The sequence below is a fragment of the Phormidesmis sp. 146-33 genome, assembly GCF_052939515.1.
In genome coordinates, this window is record NZ_JBJPHU010000261.1 from 1 (window position 1) to 1,888 (window position 1,888).

At 48.6% G+C, this 1,888-nt stretch carries 2 protein-coding genes; both read right to left on the reverse strand.

Features of this window, described 5'->3' with window-relative positions; all coding sequences use genetic code 11:
- Positions 1 to 45: 45 nt before the first annotated feature.
- Positions 46 to 588: a hypothetical protein gene (locus tag ACJ2PR_RS35755; RefSeq protein WP_446880618.1), complete on the reverse strand. Its 543-nt coding sequence runs from the start codon at positions 586 to 588 to the stop codon at positions 46 to 48.
- Positions 589 to 691: 103 nt separating this feature from the next.
- Positions 692 to 1,696: a fasciclin domain-containing protein gene (locus ACJ2PR_RS35760; protein ID WP_446880619.1), complete on the reverse strand. Its 1,005-nt coding sequence runs from the start codon at positions 1,694 to 1,696 to the stop codon at positions 692 to 694.
- Positions 1,697 to 1,888: the final 192 nt, after the last annotated feature.

Here is a 1,888-nt window from a genome sequence, read left to right on the forward strand (position 1 = left end):
TACTTCCCTCCTAGCTTCCTTTCTCGCTTTCCTGAGTTTTGTCAGTCAAGCAGCGTAGGAACCGTAAAAGAGTACAGAATCCTTCCCAAACCGCTTCTCAAATTCCTGATTAATCGCGTCTAGTTGATCCGTTGTCGGTTTGCGATCGAGGGCTGCCTGAATTGCGTCTTCAAGATCTTTTGGAACGTTGGGCGAGGAGGTCATGTACCCAATAGTCGCCAATGGATCTGCGACAGAGATCGTCTGCTTATATAGCTCCGCCATTCTCGCCTCTTTTTGCGCGTCCAAGGCTGCATAAGCCTTTTTCTGGGCATCCGTCAGGTTCACGCCTTGAAAGTCATCAAAAAAGATGCCTCCATCCGATTGAACGTTACTGTTTTCTCGCAATACGCGATCGCAGATCTTAGAGTCCTCTAGAGCATCTAGCCTAGCTTGCTCTAGCTGCTCTCGCGTCAGGAACTCAATACCATCTGGGATGCCTTGCGTCTGGGCTTGAGCCGTTTTCGGGATGTTTGGGATGGTAACGATCGAGAGCATCGTCATCAAACTGAGAGTGCGAAGTGTCTTAAACAAACCGGGTCGTTTCATTGCAGTAAAATCTCCAAAAGGTAAGTTGAGAGAGTAGTGTTTGACTGACTTTGTAAACCAGCAGACAAGTCACATTGCCCACTGGTTCCATCCGATGCCAAGACTATTTGAGATCGGGGGGTAGCAGAACTCGATCGATGACATGAATGACGCTATTGTTTGCTTTCACATCTGCCGAAATGACTCTCGCATTGTTCACTCGGATTTGATTGCGATTTACTGCGACATTGAGAGAATTGCCTCCAATCGATGCCACTCTTCCAGATCGCAGTGTTCTGGATTCCACTGCTCCCAGCACAACATGATTGGTCAACACTCTTCTTAGAATTGGTCGATTTTCCGGCTTGAGTAATGCTTCGAGCGTTCCTTTCGGCAGGGCAGCAAAGGCTTCGTTCGTCGGTGCGAAAACAGTAAGGGGAGTGCTGCCAGATAACTCTTCTGTCAGTCCTGCGGCTTTGAGTGCTGTTGCTAATGTCGAGAAGTTGGGATTGTTAGCGGCGATATCCCCGATCGTTTGGGAGGTCGGAGTGATCTTAGATATCAGAGCCGGCGGCAAAAGAACGCGATCGATAACATGAATCACCCCGTTACTTGCTTTCACGTCTGCCGAAACTACAGTCGCGTTGTTCACTCGGATTTGATTGCGATTTCCCGTGATCGTCACAGGATTGCCTTCGGCGGTTCCCGCGAACCCAGCGCGCAGTGCGCTGGTAGACTCAACTGCACCCGGTACAACATGATAGGTCAGTAATTTTCTCAAGGTTGCGCGATTCTCCGGTCTGAGCAATCTTTCCAAAGTTCCTTTCGGCAAGGCAGCAAATGCTTGATTCGTCGGTGCAAAAACAGTGAGAGGGATGTTTCCAGATAGCGTTCTCGTCAATCCTGCGGCTTTCAAGGCTGTTACCAAGGTCGAAAAGTTGGGATTGGCAGCGGCGATATCAAGGATCGTTTGAGAGGATTGATCCGGACGGGTCGCGACAACATTGGACTTCGATGTGAATGACATTGAGGCTTGAGCAGATTGTTGAACAGATGTGCCAACCATCGCTGAGAGCATCGCCATCAAACCAAGAGTACGAACTGCTTTAGATGAGAAAGTGAATTTCATCGTAGTAGAATTCTCCGAAAGGGTGGATTGAGAAGAGTAGTGTTTGGCAGAAGTCGCTTGATAACATTGCTTCTTCCTTGTGAGAACTTAGCTTAGGCTTAGTTCTTGATCAGCTTACGAAGCACGATCGTGGTCAAGGCATTCTTTTTGAGCGTGGTAGAACCAGACAGAGATGGATCTGATGACCACTAG

Bases quoted from the DNA above. Each gene is read 5' to 3' on its own strand.
- ACJ2PR_RS35755 (WP_446880618.1), bottom strand. From the start codon at position 588: ATGAAACGACCCGGTTTGTTTAAGACACTTCGCACTCTCAGTTTGATG.
- ACJ2PR_RS35760 (WP_446880619.1), bottom strand. From the start codon at position 1,696: ATGAAATTCACTTTCTCATCTAAAGCAGTTCGTACTCTTGGTTTGATG.